Origin of the sequence: Aeromonas sp. ASNIH1, from assembly GCF_002934285.1 — a bacterium.
GTDB lineage: Bacteria > Pseudomonadota > Gammaproteobacteria > Enterobacterales > Aeromonadaceae > Aeromonas > Aeromonas caviae.
On the sequence record NZ_CP026228.1, the window covers coordinates 3,692,414 to 3,709,759 of the forward strand.

10 protein-coding genes are annotated in these 17,346 nt (G+C 53.0%); 8 read left to right on the top strand and 2 right to left on the bottom strand.

Going from position 1 to position 17,346, the window contains the following annotated elements; genetic code table 11:
- Positions 1–76 precede the first annotated feature (76 nt).
- A complete protein-coding gene (locus C2U37_RS18090; RefSeq protein ID WP_026141915.1) occupies positions 77–1,057 on the top strand; it encodes an IS5-like element IS5 family transposase in 981 nt (326 codons plus the stop codon).
- Between the two features lie 754 nt (positions 1,058–1,811).
- Positions 1,812–3,323 (top strand): SVAGG family GlyGly-CTERM protein, encoded by a 1,512-nt coding sequence (locus C2U37_RS18100; protein WP_158656279.1) that lies wholly within the window; start codon positions 1,812–1,814, stop codon positions 3,321–3,323.
- 73 nt (positions 3,324–3,396) lie between these two features.
- Here C2U37_RS18100 and C2U37_RS18105 read toward each other — a convergent pair whose 3' ends face one another.
- The gene (locus C2U37_RS18105; RefSeq protein WP_005342491.1) at positions 3,397–4,347 is read right to left on the bottom strand and encodes an IS1595-like element ISKpn3 family transposase; all 951 of its coding nucleotides are present in this window, start codon (positions 4,345–4,347) and stop codon (positions 3,397–3,399) included.
- Between the two features lie 670 nt (positions 4,348–5,017).
- Between C2U37_RS18105 and C2U37_RS18110 the strand changes: the two genes are divergently transcribed.
- From C2U37_RS18110 to C2U37_RS18135, 6 genes are all read left to right on the top strand, one after another.
- A complete protein-coding gene (locus C2U37_RS18110) occupies positions 5,018–8,962 on the top strand; it encodes an AAA domain-containing protein (RefSeq protein WP_158656281.1) in 3,945 nt (1,314 codons plus the stop codon).
- Entirely contained in the window at positions 8,959–11,391 is a 2,433-nt protein-coding gene (locus tag C2U37_RS18115; RefSeq protein WP_104452851.1) for a PIN domain-containing protein, read from the top strand. The genes C2U37_RS18110 and C2U37_RS18115 overlap by 4 nt, the downstream gene beginning before the upstream one ends.
- The gene (locus C2U37_RS18120) at positions 11,388–12,521 is read left to right on the top strand and encodes a hypothetical protein (RefSeq protein WP_104452852.1); all 1,134 of its coding nucleotides are present in this window, start codon (positions 11,388–11,390) and stop codon (positions 12,519–12,521) included. The genes C2U37_RS18115 and C2U37_RS18120 overlap by 4 nt, the downstream gene beginning before the upstream one ends.
- On the top strand, positions 12,522–14,375 hold the full coding sequence (locus C2U37_RS18125; RefSeq protein WP_104452853.1) for an AAA family ATPase: 1,854 nt from the start codon (positions 12,522–12,524) through the stop codon (positions 14,373–14,375).
- Between the two features lie 3 nt (positions 14,376–14,378).
- Positions 14,379–14,960, top strand: a complete 582-nt coding sequence (locus C2U37_RS18130) for a 4Fe-4S single cluster domain-containing protein (RefSeq protein ID WP_104452854.1) — start codon at positions 14,379–14,381, stop codon at positions 14,958–14,960.
- 670 nt (positions 14,961–15,630) lie between these two features.
- Positions 15,631–16,068, top strand: coding sequence for a radical SAM protein (locus tag C2U37_RS18135; protein ID WP_199770469.1), 438 nt, complete (start codon positions 15,631–15,633; stop codon positions 16,066–16,068).
- On the opposite strand, the gene C2U37_RS18140 is transcribed toward C2U37_RS18135, so the two are convergent.
- The gene (locus C2U37_RS18140) at positions 16,065–17,333 is read right to left on the bottom strand and encodes an IS4-like element ISAeme3 family transposase (protein ID WP_041205731.1); all 1,269 of its coding nucleotides are present in this window, start codon (positions 17,331–17,333) and stop codon (positions 16,065–16,067) included. The genes C2U37_RS18135 and C2U37_RS18140 overlap by 4 nt on opposite strands.
- Positions 17,334–17,346: the final 13 nt, after the last annotated feature.

The window sequence follows — 17,346 nt, forward strand, 5'->3', positions numbered from 1 at the left end:
TTCCCTAGGGAAGGTGCGAACAAGTCCCTGATATGAGATCATGTTTGTCATCTGGAGCCATGAAAAAGGGTTCATCATGAGTCATCAGCTCACCTTCGCCGACAGTGAATTCAGCAGTAAGCGCCGTCAGACCAGAAAAGAGATTTTCTTGTCCCGCATGGAGCAGATTCTGCCATGGCAAAACATGGTGGAAGTCATCGAGCCGTTTTATCCCAAGGCTGGTAATGGCCGGCGACCTTATCCGCTGGAAACCATGCTACGCATTCACTGCATGCAGCATTGGTACAACCTGAGCGATGGCGCGATGGAAGATGCTCTGTACGAAATCGCCTCCATGCGTCTGTTTGCCCGGTTATCCCTGGATAGCGCCTTGCCGGACCGCACCACCATCATGAATTTCCGCCACCTGCTGGAGCAGCATCAACTGGCCCGCCAATTGTTCAAGACCATCAATCGCTGGCTGGCCGAAGCAGGCGTCATGATGACTCAAGGCACCTTGGTCGATGCCACCATCATTGAGGCACCCAGCTCGACCAAGAACAAAGAGCAGCAACGCGATCCGCAGATGCATCAGACCAAGAAAGGCAATCAGTGGCACTTTGGCATGAAGGCCCACATTGGTGTCGATGCCAAGAGTGGCCTGACCCACAGCCTAGTCACCACCGCGGCCAACGAGCATGACCTCAATCAGCTGGGTAATCTGCTGCATGGAGAGGAGCAATTTGTCTCAGCCGATGCCGGCTACCAAGGGGCGCCACAGCGCGAGGAGCTGGCCGAGGTGGATGTGGACTGGCTGATCGCCGAGCGCCCCGGCAAGGTAAGAACCTTGAAACAGCATCCACGCAAGAACAAAACGGCCATCAACATCGAATACATGAAAGCCAGCATCCGGGCCAAGGTGGAGCACCCATTTCGCATCATCAAGCGACAGTTCGGCTTCGTGAAAGCCAGATACAAGGGGTTGCTGAAAAACGATAACCAACTGGCGATGTTATTCACGCTGGCCAACCTGTTTCGGGCGGACCAAATGATACGTCAGTGGGAGAGATCTCACTAAAAACTGGGAATAACGCCTTAAATGGCGAAGAAACGGTCTAAATAGGCTGATTCAAGGCATTTACGGGAGAAAAGATCGGCTCAAACTGAAAAAATGAAATGACTGAGTCAGCCGAGAAGAATTTCCCCGCTTATTCGCACCTTCCCTAGATCTGTACAATCTGTACAGCGTCGATCTGGATATGCCAAGTTTTTTTAATAATGTTTTGGTTCTTATTAGTGCTGGTTCGTTGTTGTTCATATAGCCTCCTGTTTTTTAGGAGGTTAAACATGATTGGTATATGTGTCAACTTACCATATTTTTAGACGGCTTGCTTTTATGATATAGAAAAACAAGTCGTCATTTTCATACTGCTAAAATCAATTTAATAATTGTTTTTGTGTATTATAAAAGCAATAAAAATGGCTATGGAATAATATGGCTTATGGTCATGACATGTAAATTTCAATAACAATTATGGCTCGTTTTAGCTCTCGATAGTTGGGTATAGAGTGTGTTCGTGCTGTTAAGTCAACGGGTGGTGCTATTCATTATTGGTAAAGTTGTAAAAGTGATTGGCTAGGTTAGCCCCGAGGGGGTAATAAAGTGGGGGTTAAGCAGAGAGTTAATAAAGTCTTTGTGTTTCATGGGATTGTGAATCCGTTCACAAATCATGACGTTTTTTTAAAAACATCATGTCACGCATTGCAAATTGGATTCGTTGGAGTATTGTTTGCGGTTTCATATGGTTATACTAGTTCCGGATAAACTATTGATGTCAAAGCTACTCCTTATGGCTGCAACCTTGGTTGCAAGCAATGCGGTGATGGCCACTACGGTTATTGATGTAAACGTAATGGTTCCTAAATCCATCGTTGATCAAGATGGTGCCGAAAAAGTGTTTAACACTATTCACCAGCGCGTAGCGGCTATGGACGAGTATTACACTAGTCAACGCACCGGCATCGTCAAAAATGGCAATCCTGAGAACCTGCATTTCGAGGTGAAGCAGATCCTCGTTATGAGTGATACCGTCCTGCACCCGACGTGTAAAACAGGCTACTCAGCCGCGGTTGTTCTGCTCAACGAAAAGGTTATCGGTGTTCGTAGCTCTTATGGCCCGAACTTCGGCATCATGGCGCCTCCGCTGTGGGACGGTGTATGCACCAACGAGCAGGACATTCAAGACCTGACCTTCGCTGCGCACAGCTCTGGTGCCGATATGTGGATCACCACCAAGGGCGGCCCAGATGGCAAGTTTGATGGGATGGCTACTTCCGGCGCTGATTTTATGGTGAGTCGTTATGACGCCACCCCTGATACCTACGCACATGAAGCCTTCCACCTGTTCGGCGCAAAAGATCTTTACAACCGTAAAGGTGCAGAAGGATTCTGCGACCAAGGGGGCATCTGGGCTGGTCGTCTGATGTGTGGTTACGGTGATCTGACCAAGAACAACATGTTCGGTGGCAGTCCTTCCGCCATTGACCAAGGGGATATTTGCCCGTACGGCCCAAGCGAGAGATATTTGCTCCAAAACTTCTACAACAACCCTGACAGCCCTGATGCCGCTCGCCTGTTGACGATGCCTGATGGCAACCTCCGTGCTTACTACGGATGGACAAAAGGCACTGGTGCAGGCGTCATGCCGAGTGCAGACGTTGCTGACCGCACTTTCACCATGAAAGTAGACGGCACTACCCTGACCAATGCGAAGCCGTACATCGATGTTACCATCACTGCCTCTGGCACTGATGCTGCCGGTAAGCGTCTCTCTGTAGAGCTGTATAGCGAGTCTGGCAGCGCTGTTGTTGGCCAGCACTACAACGACGGTATCTCGCAACTGGTGCGCTTTGACCCGACTACAGGCCAAACAGCACTCGATGCGGCAGGCAATCCGACTTACACAGTGCGTTTGACCGCCCGTGATCTGGCGTTCGTTGGTGCCAAGAGCTTCACCCTCGGTCTGCGTAGCGGTACTGGCGGTAATGTGATTACCCAGCCAATCGTTATTACTGTGCAAGGTGTCAACACTGATGATGGCCGCAACGATGGTGGTGACAACGGTGGCGGTGGTTCGACAGGACCGATCTCATTGCTGACTTTGGTTATCTGCGGTTGGTTCGCCGGCTTAAAATGTGTTGATAAGCCTTGTACCAATACCCTTTTTCATCATTATGGCAAGGTGGCCAAGCTGCGTTGGCATGGTGAGTCGCCAAAGCACCCAGATGTTATGAGTGTTGCCGAGAATAATTACGGGCGTCCCCAAAACACGAATTCCGATTAAACGATTTATTACAGTCAAGGCTCCCGCCATGTCGGGAGCCTTTCTTATTTCTATCTCTCTTTGCCGGACCTGATTACCCATGACCCTCAGCCAGCTTCAAGAGCCGATATGGCATCGGAGGGCTTGCCACGACTGCATGCCCCAATTCAACCAACATGCTCTTGAGGTCAAAACGATGATTAAACCGGAAGCAGTATTCCGCAAGATGCCTTGGTAAATGCTTCGCTCCGAGCGTATGGCAACTGCCCCGCAGCGAGTTTTTCACATTTCCTATCATCGTGTTTACCCAGTTGAATGCCGGATGATCCAGCCAGTCCAGGTTGCCCCCGGTGACAACACCCAGGTGCTCACAATTGGCCTCCTTGACCGCTTTGAAACAGGCCAATCCATCGGATATCACCGCGCTACCACTGGCAATATGCCGTTTTGCCCAATCAGCAACGGACTTGGTTTTGAAACCATCGACCACCGTCATCCGCATCTTGATTGGATGTCCTTCCTTGTTCAGGGCCACTGCTGCCACAAACGGCGTCTTGCCTGCCGCGCCCCGACCCCGTTTACCACCACGGCGCTCGCCACCCCAGTAGACATCATCGAGCTGAATGATGCCGCTGATGGGCTGCTTGTCATCGGACTCTTTCATGGCTTGCAGCAGCTTGTGCTTGAGCATCCAGGCGGTGTCATATTTGACGCCCAACTGGCGCTTTAGCTCCATCGCTGACAAGCCTGTTTTGGTTTGTGACAACAGGTGCATTGCCAGAAACCACTTGGTCAGTGGGAGCTTGGTGTTTGCGAAAATCGTGTTTCCAGTCAATGACATCTGGTGACGGCAGTGATTGCATTGCCACACACGTGGCCGCCTTCTCAGGCGACAACAGGTCTTGTTGGCACATTCAGGGCAGACAAAGCCGTTAGGAAAACGCCAAGTGAACAGCGCGTTTTCGCACTGAGCCTCAGTGCCATAGTCCTTGAGAAACTCAAACAGGCTGTAGCCTTTCTGGAATTGGATTTTGCTTTTGGCCATGATCTCGCACCTCGATAACTGTACGTAAGATCAGTATAGTTCGTGGTAACTGACTGCTAATCATGGGTAATCAGGTTGCCGGATGTGCGGAGAAGTCGGACATCATGGTGCCATGGTTAACTTGGTCGCATTTGTAGGTCTGCACTCTTGAGCTTGAAGGTACAGGTCAACAAGAGTGATGTGAAGTAGAAAAGGCCACCGCCTACGTAGTCTGGAAGGAGCTCTACGGCCAGCTGGCCAGCGCCGTGAGTGAGTTGAATCCACATCAAGGGAGAGGGGGCGCTACTTTTGGGAGCGGGTGGCGCGGTAAAAGCGGGGGGGGGGGAGCCAACTTCTGCCTGAAAATGTGACATGTGAATTTATACAGGCCTTTAAAGGGATATGGTTTTATAGTATTTTGGTTCCACAAGAAGCTTATCGCTTTTCCATCAATGAGTTATTGCGAAGGGTCACGTCCGGTAGAATATTGCATAGTGAGTACAAAGTGTGCAATTTGGGCTATCCCAAAACGACGTGTTTGCTCCAAGAACAATCACATTCTTGCGGTGAACACAAAGCTAGCACTCCTGCGTTTGCACCGGTTAGCCATGGCTCTGTGATCTCGGCGATATGATGGAAAAAGCATACGTGTAAGTCGCCTCAATTCTCACTCATGAGTGAACGCATTCGAATGGCTAATATTTACGTTTGGGTTGACGAAAAAAATCGCAACAAAGTCGTCCGTGTAGTTAGTGACCTTGCGCGCCGACATTCTCAGTTCCGGGATTTTCTGGGTGAGGGCGATGGAATTGAAGGCGTCTTGAATCTGCTGTTTCCGCATGGGATGCCCATGGAATACCACGCGGCTAACCTCAGCATCGAAAACCGCCCCGACGACAACTTGATCCTTGCGCTTCGTCCGGTCATCAATCCTGAACAGCCCTGGCCGTTTCCAAGAGGCTGTTCGCTGGCGGTAAGGGGCTTCTGGCCGACTCGCGTTCCCAGCCCTGTGTTCATGGTTCAGGACTTGTTTGAAGTCGCTGATGCGTCTGGGCACAGCTATGAGCGCAGCCTTTCGGTGGTGGTATATCAGGAAAACCCGCAGCTGCCACGAATCCAACGCAACAACAATGCCTTGACCCGTGAGTTGGCATTCGAGCTACCTCCCATTTCAATCACCACCCGGGAGAAATTGGTCGATTGGACCGAATTCCTGAAGTGGAAACGCAAGCTCGTGTCGGAGAAAACCCGTGGGTTGAGGTTCATTCAGCGTGAGTGGCAAGAGGACAGGATCCTCTTCAGAGTGATTGGCGAGAGCGAGCAGTCCCTGCGCGAAGTTCATCGGTCGCTCTCACGTCAAGACGTTATGGTATTTGACCTTAATGTATCTGTCGATCCCTGGGCCTTTCGAATCAGCGATCGGGAAGGGGCAAAGCGTGCTCCGAGAGGTTTTGAGCTCGGCCAACCTGAGGCGATGGCGAAGATCGCACCACACAAGGAGAAGATCAAGGACTGCGAATGGAATGAGCCACACCTCGCTGAAGTCGTGGTTGCTCTCTCTGAAGACGACCAGAATCAGCTAACAGTTGTGGAAGACTTGGCGAACATTCGCCAGATGATCCTTTCCAGAATCCCCGAGCAAGGGTTCTTGTCCGTATCGGCTGCGGGTGATCTTGCTTTGATTCGCCGCCATGAGATGGCGATCAAGCGCTTGCAAGATCAAGGAGGCTATGCCCCTTACCTCTCCTCCTACCTGTTTGATGCCCGACAAGCTAAGAAGCCTTCAGCCAAAGAATCGATCACGCACTGGTTCCGAGATGATCTGAACCCATTCCAGAAAGAGGCAGTCGAGAAGATCTTGACCGCGCCTGACCTGTGCCTGATTCAAGGGCCGCCGGGTACAGGTAAGACAACCGTGATCGCGGAGGCCATCATGCAATTGGCCCGTCGCGGTGAGCGCGTACTGCTGGCCAGTCAAGCCCACACGGCCGTTGACAACGCACTAGAACGGCTCGGCAAACATCCTGATTTGCGAGTTATTCGTTTGGCACGTGACCTAGATAAAGTCTCTGGTGATGGAAAGTACTTTGTCCAGCAAGCGGCTTTGTCCCGGTATTACTCATCCCTGGCGGAGCATGCGAGCAACCGATTCTTGAAGCCTTGGCGTGAAACTGCCGATCGGATGAGTCGGCTTCAGTCCTGGCTGAACAGAGCCGAGTATGTGCGCCGCGACATTGTCGAAGCACAAAGAGGTATTGATCTATATGAGCAAGGTCTTGTCCGGGCAAAGCTTGAGAGAGACTTGGCGTGGCAAAAGCTGCAGGAGCAGGCACAGAATCACGAGGACGCGAAACGAAAGCGGAACCGCCTTTCGACCCTAAGTGAACTCTTGGTGACAGGCGAAGAGGATGTTGCAGATGGGGGGCCGCTGCCTGAACCACTGTCATCAGAGCTAGCGTCCAGCCTCTTCGGGTTGACGGCAGCGCGAACAAAGCTCCCGGTCTCGAAGGCCGATTGGGACGCCGTGCCACAACAACGTCCTCAAATGCTTGCAGGACTGGTGAGGTGTTGGCGCAAGTTGAGGACACGTGAACAAGAACTGGAGAAGGATGTGGCTCGCTTGTATGCGGCGGGGCCCCGATCTCTACAGAGTCCTGATGTGGCTATTCGCATTGCGGAACTGGAGGCCGAAGAAAAGGCCCTGGCTGAGCGGGTTGACGATGACGATAGCTTGGTCTCGGCCTGGAGAGCCAAGCGTCAGGAGATCAAGCAACTCCGAAACAGTTCTGCCGGTGGGCTGAGTGCCGATCTGTACAGCGCTCTCTTCGTGGACGCTGATCGCTGGTGTTCGGCCATCGACAACGCAGAACAGGTTGGCGCAGAGCTTGCCGATCGTTTGGCCGCATTACGTACCAGCAATGCGGCCATTGATCAGGCTTTGGAACGACTGATTGCAGAGGTGCACAGGCTCATTGATCTCTGTGAGGTTCCGGAAATCGATGAATCTGAATGGCGGCAGCGCGAACAGGAACTCGAGCAGCACATCAGGACAGAGCCGAGGGTAAATCAGCCTCTGACAAGTTCTCTTGCCCGTGCATCAGAGCTTCTTCTTGCGCAGGCAGTAGAAAACTCCGCGAATGACAACCCGGTCGATGTCGCTGCCTTGCTCAGCCAAGAAATCTTGGTTCGCCAAGGCGAGGTCCGCACGCTGGAGGAACAAATACAAAATCAGAAGGGTGAGCAATATGTGTGGGGGCAACTGATCCAGGACTGGGTGAATGATCTTCGCAGACCAGCTTCAGCACAGTCTGATTGGGAGCACTTCAAAGAAGTCTATGTGCCGCAGTGCAACGTCGTCGCCATCACATGCAATGAACGTGAACAAACGCTCGAAGACTCTGGTCAGGTAAGTTTTGACGTTGCGATAATCGATGAAGTCAGCAAGGCGACTCCTCTGGAGATGCTGCTACCTCTAATGCGTGCGCGGCGCTCAATCTTGGTGGGTGATCACCGTCAGCTTCCACCATTGTTTCAGGAGGGGGCAAATGCCCAGACATTCAGCGACGTTGTTGAAGAGGCGGAGCAAGACGAGCAAGAGAGTCGAACGGCTTTGACCGGGCAAAATCTGCACCGATTCGAAAAGATGGTTACGGCATCCTTGTTCAAGTCGCACTTTGAAGCGGCAGATGATGCGATACGCGCACGCCTCGAGGTCCAGTTCCGTATGCATCCGCAGATCATGGCAATGGTGAACCATTTCTATGAGCGCCGCCTGACCTGCGGGCTAGAGTTCCCGAATTACGATCGCAATCATGGGCTGGTTCTGGTCGACGCAGATGGGAAATCTATCGTCAAGCCCGCGCTTGATGGTGGGGGCAATCGAATTTCCAAGAACATTAGTTTGCCGTCCTCAGAAATTCCTCGTGCAGAAAAAGAGAAAGTCGTTCACGAGGGTGACCACGTACTGTGGGTGGATACATCTCGCAATTTGGAAGGGCAGATCCACAAGGAGGACATGGACGCAGCGGGTAAACCTGCGCGTAGCAACCGCCTCGAAGCACAGTTGATTGCCCACACATTGCTTCAGCTCGACAAGCAGAGCGCCCTTCTTGGATATTCACCTCAAAAGCGGCGTCAAGTCGGCGTGGTTTCCTTCTACGCGCGTCAATGCCGGTTAATCCGAGAGGCGATCCGTACGGTCAAACCTTCCGGGCGATTCGAATGCCTGGATGTAGAGGTCAACACCGTAATACGGTATCAGGGTAAGGAGAAGCCAATCATTCTTGTTAGTCTGGTTCGCAATGACGGAATCGACACCAGAAGTCAGGGTATGGCAAGGCGCAGATCTAGCCGTGCGAATGTCGCACGATACGAGTTCATCAACGTTGCCTTCTCTCGAGCGCAGGAGCTACTGATTGTTTTTGGTGCAAGAAGCATGTATGAGTCATATGAGGTAACGCTACCGCATATGGATCGGGAGGGCTCAACGACACGCACGGTCTATAAGGACATTCTCGATCAGCTGGATAGAGACGCCCGTCTGATTCCGGCGAGCCGACTTATGCGAAACGATAACCCTGGTCAACGCAAGTTCACACCGCACCCTAGCAACGGCAATCGAGGTAATCAGCGATGAAGTTGGGTTCTTTCTCTGTCGGCATGCCGCTCTACGAAGTGGAGTCGGAGGTGACGTACCAGACCGTGCGCACGCCGACAGTATTTGAGCGGACGGTAATGAAGCTATGCGGTAGCTATCGGGCGACCCATGGGATCGCTGACATGACACTGTCTCAAATTTTTGAGCATCAACTTGGCGTGGCTTCGGCCACTGAACTGGTCGGGCCAAGCGTTGAAAATCTGATCTATATGGGCGTTTTGAGCGGACCAACATCGCAAGACTATATGGATCTTCGGCTCGCAGAGCTTGCGCTTACCGCCGATGGCGTGACATTTCTCGAGCGAGATCGATTACCTAGCCGGTCTCAGCAAACGTCCGTCTCACACCTGTATTATCCGCTTTCCAATTCGATCAAGCCTCATCGAAGTGAAACTCGGCTATCAAGATCACCTAGCCGTCCGTTCATCGCAGGTGCTGTGCTTGAGCCTTCCGATTGCTCCGCGTTGGTTCGGGAGTCTGTTGAAAAAGAGCGGCACGCTTGGAAAACACCGAATACTGAGATTCACTCCGTTCAACCCCAAGTTGTCGGCATTGTTTGGGAGCAGCATCAAGTCACGTTGGAGTGCGATGAGTCAGGCGTACTTACTGTCAGCGCGAAGGGTTCGCCTGACTTTCAGCGATGGCTAGCCGCGGCAAATCCCGATGTGATCTGGGAACACGTTCTAGAGCCAATCCTCGCAAGTGAGGCAGCTTTCGACTGGCCAGCGCTCAGTGAAGCAAGCGTCCGCAGTGCTGTTGCGATTGCTCTGCTGGACGCAGACTCTCCAGTTGATCGTAACAAGGCGACCCTATCGAGGGCAGTGCTGCGCGTATTGGTTGATGAGGAGCAACTGGAAAATCACATTGGCGAAGACATCGTTCTGCTGAAAAAAGACGGTCATGTCTTCCAGCGGTTGACTGCGCTGTTCAGAGGTGCAGATCATGGCCTTCGCCGGTTGCCATCTCAACAGGGAACGATCTGGCTTGAAATGGCTCCACCACCGGATCTGCCCCCAGGATTCGACGGATTGGTGCTTCGCAAAGACGATCACTCACCAGAGGTGCGAATGACTGGATCGTCGCGAGTCTTTTGGGCGGGCCAGGAGCGTCGTGCAGTGCTCACGCTAACTGCCGAGAAAGGTTCCAGCGCGCGCGTTTGGCAAACTGTGCAGACCGAGTTGAGTACCGCCTTGAGTTCGGCACAGCCTGCCGACGCCTACGCGATCGCTTCGCTGTGGGAAGCGCCACAGGAAACCATTTTGCGCTGGCGATCGCGAGTCGAGGCATTGCCTATCGGCGAGTTGCTCACAGACGCCTCTGATTTCATCACCGCGCTGGAGCGCTTTTCACCCGACGCTGGGGATGGTTGGCGAGCAGGCTGGTATAGCGCCTTGGCGGATCGGCTGATGTCGGCGATCGATCGCTTGGCTGATGATGTTGATCTCGCCGAGATGTTGGCCTATTTCGCCGGAGCCGAACGGCTGATGCCAAATCAGTCGGATGAGATCAAGTCTGCTCTTTTGAAGCACTGCCATCCGATCTCTGATACCGAGTCCCTTGAATCGCTTCGCAGAGCTGTCGGGCCATCGCTATCCCTGCCTGATGCCGTGATTGGCGATGCGCTTCTGCAGACCTGGGTCGCCCAAGTCCTGACCGATTCCAGTTTGGCCCTTCATGGTCCCCATTCTTATTCGCAACCATTGACGGCGATTAGGTCTGCTCACCAAGCTGTACTGCGCGATGTCGGTTTGAAATCCCTTCAGGATGCTTCCGATGGAAGCCTTAGCCTTCAAGGCGTAAAGACTTCTGCTCTGGCCAGCGTCAAAAAGTGGCAGGAGGCTTGCTCGAGTGTTCTCAATATGCGGAGATCTCTCACGGGCGACACACTTTTGCCAATTCATCAATTTGATGCATTGGTCGGTTCATGGCGCGACTTGGCCGTGCGGAAACTTGCGCACCCGACAACGACCGGCCAAAGGCTAATCGTGCTGGATACCAATGCCTTGATGTTGGCTCCCGATCTTCTTACTACTATGCGTCGAAACGACATCCCTGTTGTTGCCCGACGGGTGCTTGAGGAACTGGACGGAATCAAGGACTCCCCCGAAGAGGAAAGAGCCCAGAAGGCGCGGGCTGCAATTCGTTCTTTGGAGCGTGCCAGGCAAGCCATCCGCTACGAGTCTGAGGTGCTGGATCTTTTACCGCCAGACTGGGAGCCAACATCAGACAATCGAATCTTGTCGGTGGCGCTCTATCTCCGGCTGAGTGACGTCATCGTGGTGACCGGTGACAGAAACTTTAGAAACAAGGCACGTGCAGAGAACATCACTGCCATGCTGCCGGAAGAGTATAGAGGCGGAAGTCCAAATCAGACAGGGCGTCGCGACGCAGGAGGAAAACGCAAATGAGCAGACATGACGAGGCACGCTATCAGATCGAACGCCAACGGCGTCAGGATCTTTTTAACCAGCGTGTTCGAGAGACGACTTGCACTTACCTCGCGCGATATCGCGGCATTCTGGAAGATGTGCAAAGCCAAGGCCTTAACGAATACGTTCAGGCAGAGTTCTCTGAGCTGGAGAGGGAGCTGGCAAGTCTGACACGTCTTGTCAAGAGCGATCCTGCCGCAGCGCGAGACCGCAGCATTGAGTTAGGGCGACAGGTGCATGCACTGCCACGACATGCACGAGGAATGAGACATGCATACATCGAGGCACAACGCCAAGCCGAAGAAGCAGCCAGAGAAGAGGCTCGCCGTAGAGTCGAACAAGAGGCTAAGGCGCGGGACGAGTTGGAAACCGCGTGGCAAGACGAGTTGATGCGTTGGGCAGACCCATTGGCCAGGCAGTTGGCTTTCAAATCGCTGTCCGAAGCTCGGGCACGCCTGATGGGGGTGAATAGCCATACGTCGATCGCTGAGCTTCGAACGGCGATTGGAACGATCAAGGCCGAGTACGAGCAGCGATCTCGGCAGATCAGAGAGAAGGAGTCCAAAGCAGCAGAGGAAAGTGCGTCAGCGGATGCATTGCAATTATGTCGTGAGCAGATCGCATCCGTCGGTGGCGGAGCAGCAGAGCGCGCTCAAGCATTGGGATCGATGCTCAATTCAACCAGCGCGATGTCGCCCGAAGAGGTATCTAGGCGATTGGTTGAAGTCACCCGAGATCTCGATGCTGTCGTGGTTGATGAGAGTTGCAGGCGTGAGGTTGTGCAGGCCGTATACCGCGCACTGGAGGACGCTGGGTTTGTCACGGAAAAGCCTCGACTCGTTCGCGAAGGTAGCTCCAACGAGGTACTGATTCGCGGAAAACGCCCCGCTGGTGCCCAGGCAGAGTTCAAGGTAGAGCTCAGCGGAAAGCTGAATTACAAGTTTGATCACTATCACGGCGCTGCGTGCAAGAAAGACATCGATACGGTCCTGCCGCGACTGCAATCAATCTATGGAATACAGCTTTCCACCGAACGCACGATTTGGGAGAACCCGGATGACAAGGACAGCGATGCCAAGCCACAGCCTGGCATGACAAGGGAGAAGTAAATGGCATCTGGACAAACATCTTGGCAAGACGCTTTCCTTCGGGAATGCGGCATTCGGAGAGGGATCATCCTGCACGGCAATGTTGTCGATGTGGTGGCTGATCCAAGCTCGCTTGATCGTTGGCAGAGCGTGCCCGACGCAGTGGACACTATTCTCAAGCAGCGTGGTTATCGTCACGTGATCCGTTGGGATCGTGTCGCAGGCGTTTCCGGCGTCGACTCGAGAACCTGGCGAGAGCTGGCGGCGTCTGCCGTTGCCACTGCACCTCCTGCGGCAGGAGAAGACTACGACATGGGCGAACCGCTCGCCCCCAGTCGCCAAGCTCAGGAAACGGGTTCACTTGAGGTAACCCCACAGGACTTTCTGTCGGTGGTTTCGCGCTCGATGAAGCAGTCTGGTCCAGATCGCGTTGCGTTCGTTTTGGACTGGTCACATCTCCTGTTTGGACAAGCCAATGCCCTGAGCGAAGCCGAAAGAGGATGGTTGCTGATGATGGGCAAGGCGACCAGGGATGCGAAAATTACGCTCAGCCCGGCCGATGTAGATAGGCCGCAAACACTGATGGTCTTTCTGTGTCAGGGGCTCTCGGTCTTGCCGCCATCGCTCTATCTGAATAACCCTCTGTTCAAAGAAATCAATGTCCCTCTGCCATCTCGTGTAGTGCGGGAGGCTGCCGTGCTTCAGCTTTCTTCTGTACTCAGTGTTGAGCCGCCAGTGCTTCCTAAGAGCCGAGTCCTCGCGGATATTGTCGATTCCCTAGAGGGACTCACACTTCGCGACATTCACAATCTTGCGAAGCTTTCGCGCCAGCTGCCGAAGATGAGCGCTGAGTCGTTAGTCAGCATGTATCGCTACGGTGAGCGCCATAGCCCGTGGGAGCAATTAAACCGGGACAAACTTGGCAAGGCTGTCGAGACACTGAAAGTCCGAGTCAAAGGCCAAGATCAAGCAATCGATGCAGTCAATCAGATCCTGGTTCGGGCATACACCGGATTGTCAGGGCTACAGCATTCCAGCAAGCAAAGAACACCGAAAGGCGTATTGTTCTTTGTCGGCCCTACTGGCGTGGGCAAGACAGAGCTGGCCAAAGCCCTCGCGCAGTTTCTGTTCGGTGATGATGAGGCTTGTCTCCGATTCGATATGTCGGAGTTCAATCACGAGCATGCTGATCAGCGCTTGGTCGGAGCGCCTCCAGGCTACGTTGGCTATGAAGAAGGGGGGCAGCTCACCAATGCAGTGAAGAAGCGCCCATTCTCTTTGCTTCTGTTCGACGAGATCGAGAAGGCGCACCCGAGGATTCTTGATAAGTTCCTTCAGATCCTGGAGGACGGAAGACTGACTGACGGTAAGGGAGATACCGTTCTGTTTTCCGACACCGTTATCGTGTTCACGTCGAACATTGGGGCGGCGCAAATCGAAGCGGACAACCCGGACGCGGGATCAGCGTTTGTCGAGAGAGTCCGTGCGCACTTTGTGAATGAACTGAAGCGGCCGGAATTGCTTGGCCGTATCGGCGAGGGGAACATCATTCCCTTCAACTTCATGGCGGACGACAAGTTTCTCGTCGACATTGCTCGATCAAAGCTCGAGCCACTACGGCACCGCCTCAGCGAAAAATGGGGGGCTTCTGCGCTGCAATTCGTTGACGAGACCAAGGCGCTGCAGTCGATCGTTGGCATGGTCGATCGAAGCAGCGGAGGGCGTGGTGTTCTCAACGCGCTGACAATTTACTTGTTCGACCCACTAGCTCAGTTCCTTTTTGATCAGGTCGGCTCGCCAGACAGATCCCAAGGTCGAACCATTAGGGTTGTACAAGCTGGGGCCAAGCCGAACTTCGACTTCGAACTGGAGTGATCCGTGTCTTGGTTGAATCTGGCGTCATGGATACCTTGCACGGAAGTTGAGGGGCCTGGAAAACGTGCGGCACTCTGGGTTCAAGGCTGCGACAAGCGTTGTGTCGGGTGTTGCAACCCAGGCTACCTGAAGATCGTGGAACGTGACATTCTGAGTGCGGAGACCATGATTGAACAATTGCTGGCGGCACACGAGGAGTGGGATCTGGAGGGAGTCACGTTTCTTGGTGGCGAACCATTTCTTCAGGCGCAGGGACTTGCTGTAGTTGCCGAGGCGGTATCACGTGCGGGGTTATCAGTCATGACGTTCACCGGCTACACGCTTGAGGAACTGAATGATTTGTCGCTGCCTGGCACGCGAGGCTTGCTGACTTGGACCGATGTGCTTGTCGACGGTCCCTATGAGGCTTCACGCCCGGACCGGACACGGAATTGGGTTGGATCCACAAACCAGCGATTTCACTATCTGACAGACCGGTACAGCAACTCAATTGAAGGAGGAGATATTCTGAACCGGGAAGTTGAGTGGCGGATTCGTGATGATGGCTCTTTAGTGGTTAATGGCTGGCCATTCTCAATCAAATAGTAATTGCTGTTTACATTAGGCTACCTCAGCCATTCCTTCATATGAGCGAGGCATGGCGCGGATTTGAGGTGGTAAATATCGTTTTGAGCGGATCAATATCATCAGGGGCACCAACAAGAATAATGCACCTTTTAGAGCAGTGGCATTAGGCCATATTCTACGTATCAAACGTGCTCATTCCTTGCCCTGAAAATCAGGGGATGACTAGGCTTGCTGCATAAGGAGCCGGAGTTAGTTGAATGTGATGGGCCGCCGACCAGGTTAAGTAGGCAAAAAAGAATTATATAAAACAGAAACTTCTAATTTGTTTTGACCACTTTTTTAATCATGTGCATAATCAAAACCAACCAATTAAAGGTGACAGCTATTACAGTGAAGCTGAAATTGTAGCCCTTTAATTTCAATTGGTTACTGAAGTATGTTTTTGTGTGTTGCGACGTCTTCGCCCTCTCTTTCACCCAGAGCGGGAGCTCACTTTGTTAAATCAAGGCCCGCCACGCCGCCAGCTCATAAAAAACTCAGCTAATGAGTAAATAGCACTAAGTTTTACTCCTGGGTGTGAGCGTTTTTTATACGAAGAGCTGGCGTTTTGCTCTGGTTGTTCATTTTTTAGGTTGGCGTGCTCTCGCCCTGTCGTTCACCTTGCAGCGCTTTTAGTGAGTGAATAACAATGAAATTACATGGTCATCTGCTTTATATCGACATCACGCAGCTCTGCGGTATCGGCTGTTCGTTTTGCATGTATGCTGATAAGCATCAAACCGGTAAAAGCATGGAGCTGTCAGTGCGTGCACGGGAAAACTTGGCGCGCTTAATTAATGATCCAGCAGTGAAGCGAATTTCGGTCAGCGGAGAAGGGGAGCCGCTAAATAATATTGGAACGTTTCACGAAATTCTTGCTCTCTCGCGCGGCGGCAGGCATTTTGAGTTTATTACCAGCGGCTTTCTGCGTCACGATAAAATGGTCGATTTCTACGAAGAGACTAACCGCATCGTGCTGCAAAATGGCGACAGCTGCAATATACGCCTCAGTTCGGATAGCCACCATATTGAAAAAATTAAGTGGCGCGCACATGGCTTTAGTCTGGACTCATGTACAGGACCTTAAGCGTTGAGTCCCTTTAAAACTCCTTCCAAGGTCCTGTTCTGTATCGATTTTCTCTGCTTGGTTCGGCAAGCGTTCTTGGCCAAATAATCAGCTGCCCATTCCAGTCTTTCCCTTATTTCTGTCAGCGCTCTATGGGCCACTGCTTCCAATAGCGGCAACCACCATGTCGTACTGTTCTTTGACGCTTTCAACATCGATAGCTTCCCTGTCATCACACTCTGCGCGACCCGCCTTTTCATCACCAGCGACAGCAAACTCGTCCACACCAATCCCTCGGCGATGGCTTTCTCCCCCGTCACAAACCCCTTGAGCCGGTTGTGCGATTTCCACTCTTTAAATAACAACTCCACCTGCCAACGGCAGCGATACAGGCTCATCACCTGCTCTGCTGACCATGCCGCTCGCGGCAGGTTGGTCATCCACAAGCAGAACCGCTTTTCCTCGGCAAACCAGCGTCGGATCAAGCGGTACTCGACCTTGCCGGACTTCACCACCATATCCAGCACCTCGGCCCGACAGCGCCGCCGTCCTGCCTCTTTCAGTGACAGTCCCGCCAGTTTTGGCACTTCCCGTCCATCACCGCGCCAGGCCTGGATTATCTTGGGGTTCAGGCTTTGCGTTCCTCGCACCAGATAAAATCCGCCAGCGTCGTTCACCTGCTCAAACCAGGCCCTGTCAATGTAACCCGCGTCAGCCAGCAGCAGGCAGTTGGCCAGCTTGTGAGCCTCAGGGAGAAATTGCCGCTCCCCTGCGGTATCGGCAGACACACTCATGCACAGTGGGCTCTGCTCCGACAGAGACATGGTCATATGGCACTCGATAGCCGCCGGACTGATGGTCTTGAACCGGCCGGGAAAGTCAGCCGCCAGACGCCGGTGCACCGCGAAGGAGGTGCCATCGTGCAATAACACCTGCTTGAACGCGCCGAGGGAGGCCGCTTTGAGTTGATGGTCGATACGCAAGGCGATGGCCCGTTCGACCAGCGCTTTCATAAACAGGGCAAAGCTCTCTTTACGCAGCTGATTGTGAAACGGTTTGTAAGAAACCTGATGCTCTTTCGTCAGCTGCAAGGCATTGAAATGACGGTGTAAGCTGGCAATGTCATTGACCTGGTCGCCCCCCATGGCCCGCAACAGTGCAGGTACGAGCATGGCAGGGGTAATGGCGCGCTGACGCAGACAAAACTTGCAGAGCCGAGCAATGCGCTCGAGTGCGGCGGGAGCCAGGAGTTGCTCCAGATAGTGATTAGCATTAATAATGGTCATAGGCTTCGCGCGT

Excerpts from the sequence above, each read along its gene's own strand:
- C2U37_RS18125 (WP_104452853.1), top strand. The coding sequence starts at position 12,522 with ATGGCATCTGGACAAACATCTTGGCAAGACGCTTTCCTTCGGGAATGC.
- C2U37_RS18105 (WP_005342491.1), bottom strand. The coding sequence starts at position 4,347 with ATGGCCAAAAGCAAAATCCAATTCCAGAAAGGCTACAGCCTGTTTGAG.
- C2U37_RS18120 (WP_104452852.1), top strand. The coding sequence starts at position 11,388 with ATGAGCAGACATGACGAGGCACGCTATCAGATCGAACGCCAACGGCGT.
- C2U37_RS18115 (WP_104452851.1), top strand. The coding sequence starts at position 8,959 with ATGAAGTTGGGTTCTTTCTCTGTCGGCATGCCGCTCTACGAAGTGGAG.
- C2U37_RS18110 (WP_158656281.1), top strand. The coding sequence starts at position 5,018 with ATGGCTAATATTTACGTTTGGGTTGACGAAAAAAATCGCAACAAAGTC.
- C2U37_RS18135 (WP_199770469.1), top strand. The coding sequence starts at position 15,631 with ATGAAATTACATGGTCATCTGCTTTATATCGACATCACGCAGCTCTGC.
- C2U37_RS18100 (WP_158656279.1), top strand. The coding sequence starts at position 1,812 with ATGTCAAAGCTACTCCTTATGGCTGCAACCTTGGTTGCAAGCAATGCG.
- C2U37_RS18090 (WP_026141915.1), top strand. The coding sequence starts at position 77 with ATGAGTCATCAGCTCACCTTCGCCGACAGTGAATTCAGCAGTAAGCGC.
- C2U37_RS18140 (WP_041205731.1), bottom strand. The coding sequence starts at position 17,333 with ATGACCATTATTAATGCTAATCACTATCTGGAGCAACTCCTGGCTCCC.